4 protein-coding genes are annotated in these 3,191 nt (G+C 41.1%); 1 reads left to right on the plus strand and 3 read right to left on the minus strand.

What is annotated here, in order from left to right; translation table 11 throughout:
• The first annotated feature begins 156 nt into the window (after nt 1-156).
• Nucleotides 157-408 (plus strand): pentapeptide repeat-containing protein, encoded by a 252-nt coding sequence (locus tag JGK07_RS00045; RefSeq protein ID WP_293187169.1) that lies wholly within the window; start codon nt 157-159, stop codon nt 406-408.
• A gap of 28 nt (nt 409-436) precedes the next feature.
• Here JGK07_RS00045 and JGK07_RS00050 read toward each other — a convergent pair whose 3' ends face one another.
• From JGK07_RS00050 to JGK07_RS00060, 3 genes are all read right to left on the minus strand, one after another.
• Nucleotides 437-1,684, minus strand: a complete 1,248-nt coding sequence (locus JGK07_RS00050; protein ID WP_293187168.1) for an adenylate/guanylate cyclase domain-containing protein — start codon at nt 1,682-1,684, stop codon at nt 437-439.
• Nucleotides 1,685-1,801: 117 nt separating this feature from the next.
• The gene (locus JGK07_RS00055; RefSeq protein WP_293187167.1) at nt 1,802-2,386 is read right to left on the minus strand and encodes a PepSY domain-containing protein; all 585 of its coding nucleotides are present in this window, start codon (nt 2,384-2,386) and stop codon (nt 1,802-1,804) included.
• Between the two features lie 194 nt (nt 2,387-2,580).
• Complete coding sequence (locus JGK07_RS00060) at nt 2,581-3,096, minus strand: hypothetical protein (protein WP_363319771.1); 516 nt, start codon at nt 3,094-3,096, stop codon at nt 2,581-2,583.
• Nucleotides 3,097-3,191: the final 95 nt, after the last annotated feature.

Genomic DNA, 3,191 nt, shown 5'->3' on the forward strand with positions numbered 1-3,191 from the left:
AGACTGACATTCCGGGCATTGCATAATATTCCTTTTAAATGTGTGTGATTTGTGACGCTCCGACGACCATTTCATCATACCCTAGTTCAGCAACGCCAAGCGGTTATATAAGCTGTCAGTCATACCTCATCTTTTTGAGAAAGGCTATAGCAGATTTTGTCAACACTAACCCTAGCACGCACTGATTTAAGTGGCTCAGTTTTAATAGGAGCGAGAATCAGCAATAGTAATTTTAGGAAAGCTAACTTGACCAATACTAATTTAGACGGTGCAGACTTGCGCTTTTCCGACTTGAGAGATGCCAATCTTTCTAATGCGAACCTCCGCAATGCGAACATGGATGGTGCTAGTCTCGATCGAGCAAGTATGGCAGGAACCACCATGTCCGATGGTCGAAAAAATCAATAATATTAAATTCGTCATTCCTGACGGCTAGCTATATTAACCACCATGCAATTAAAGCTGCTGTCTTACCTTTCGCCACTATCGGTTCGCAAGGTTCCACCGTTAGACGTTGTGACATCCCTTGATAAACAGCATCAGAAATAGTAATTGCACCACCAGGCGTGGCACTTTCTAAGCGTTTTGCTGTATTGACAACATCACCAATCACCGTATAAGTCCGAACATCTGCACCGCCAAATAGCCCTTCAATAACGCTCCCGCAATGCACTCCGCATCCCGCACCAATTCCATATAATTCAAGCATTTCTAAAGCAGCTTTACTCATAGATTTAGCCGCAGCAATTCCCTGCTGTGGCGTAGCATAAATCGCCATAATTTCATCGGCTGTAAAAGTTATTCTTAAAGGCTGAAACTTGGCGGCGGCTGGTTCAACACAACGGTAATATTCATTGATAACCGCTGCAACTGTCTCAGGGGAAGTTTTTTCGCACCAACTTGTAAAACCGCGAATATCCATAAATAAAATCGTGCGATCGCACTTTTGAAAAGCCAAACCTGCTGGATTATTAAGCGCTGTGTCTACTACATGACTTCCCATCCCCCATTCTGCCATGTTTCCCAGTAGTTGATCTGTTTTTTGTAGCTGCTTTCTTTGTTTGAAAATCTGTACCGACTGCAACCCCAAAAGCAAACCGATAAATACCATACTCCAAGTAAGAAACCAGTGCGTTGCCGTCCGCGAAAATGTCACTATCAATTCTAAATTAGCAATTAAATATTGAGACTTAATCCCAATCACAACATAAAAAGCTACCACCATCAGAGCCCGTACCACACTTTCCAGTGGAATCAGCCAATCATCAATACCCTTAGCCCAATGGAATCGCAATCCTTGCAAAGTAGCAATCATCAGAGAAAATAACCAAAAGACAACGTGACTAGGATTTTGGAAAAAATCTAGCCCATCTATCGGCAGATCAATCAGCGTATAGATACCAACGCAGATCAGGTTTCCCCAAAAACGGTGGCATTTCGAGTTCGACAGATACCAAGCCTGAACAAGCATTGCTACTATTAGTAAATATTCAGTTGGGTCTGTGATAAATTTGAAGAAACCAGCTAATATTAAGTCTGATAAACTCTTCAGAATTAAAAAGTGACCGCTGTTACTTAATACTTCACTAAAAAATGTGCTGGTGCGACTTCCTTGTAGCAGACTTTTCCATACAATTTTTGACTTAAGACTTGATTTTGCCGTTTCAATACTTCTATTTTTCATCTTAATTAAAGGTCAGCGACCAGAGAATTATTGTATAGCAGTTCCCCAAAAAAGATGCAACTGTAGAGAGAATTAAAACCACGATATTCATCAGTCATTCCCCGAAAAAAAAATCTATTAGCTATCTTCCTCTGTTGTTTGCTGGCGGCGTTTCCGAAAAATACCAGTCATATTGATTCCTGTTACCAGCAGCAAAATCACACCCAAACCTACCAAAAACACATAGATTGGCATCAAAAAATTTCCCAAATATTCTCCTTGGTGGATATTCAGAAAAACTTCTCCTACCTCTTTCGGCATCTTAAACCAACTTTTGCCAACTCGATAGATTACACCTGTGACTGTACTGACTGCTAAAGGCAAGACAATAATCGGTGTAGCAATACGGTGAACCTTACGAAAATCAAGTTTAGCACCTGGTCTTTCAGGGCGTGCGCCACCCAAAAATTTGGTCATCGTCAAACCAGTAACTATCAGCCCAATCACTCCCAAAGCCAGCAAAAGCACATAAAATGGTCTGAGTTCCTTTCCGAGATAGCTTCCTTGGTGAATATCCATAAAAATCTCAGCAGCATCACCTTCTATGCCCAACCAATCTTCTCCCAGCCGATAGGCAACTCCCGTTATGGCTGTTAAGAGTAAAGGGATGAAAATAATCGGTGCAACTTGGCGGTGAAGTTTGCGAAAGTTAGCGCTAGCCATCTATTTATTCTCCTATTTTTTAGATGTTTTGTTGTCAACAAATCAGATATTCTTGGACGCACGGGTAGGCAGAAACCGGGTTTTTTTGCGAAAATATTTCGTTGTCACCCGCAGATTCGGTAAAAAACCCGGTTTCTTTGGTCAAAGTGGGTAATTCATGTTGCAAAAAAACGGTTTTAGCGCCAGTATTACAATTAGGAATAAGTGAAATTAGTCGCGTTAATATTTCCAGCATTAACTCCTTTCAAGACTGCCAAATATTGACCAGTGCCTGCTATCCTCAACAGAGTATCGCTAGCATAAATTTCTGTTCCTTGAGTGATATTAATGTTAGAAAATCCTAAGCCATCTTTCAGCTTCAGTATGTCTGCGCCTTTTTGAAAGTCCGTGATGATATCAGCGATATCGAGAGTATTTGTAGCCGATCGCCCTTCCAGCTCAAATAAATCCGAACCCATACCGCCGGTCAGAATATCTTTACCCTTCCCTCCTTCGAGAATATCATTGCCTGCACCGCCATCAAGGGTATCTTCACCTTTGCTGCCTTCCAACTTATCGTTGCCACTGTTGCCACTCAAAATATCATTTCCTTTGCCTCCTTTTAAAGAAACATTATTACCAGGAATTCCTGTCAGGATGTCGTTACCATCTGTACCTTTAATTTCATTCTGATAGAAATTGCCGCCGCTTTCGTATCCCTGAGAGCTCAGGGCGAACGCATCTAAACTTTATATTAACAGAATATGGTATATTGGACAAGAATTATTGAGTAACTACAAAACATTTAATTAGGGTTCACCTGTAT

This window comes from Microcoleus sp. PH2017_24_DOB_U_A (genome assembly GCF_020738205.1).
Classification (GTDB): Bacteria; Cyanobacteriota; Cyanobacteriia; order Cyanobacteriales; family Microcoleaceae; genus Microcoleus.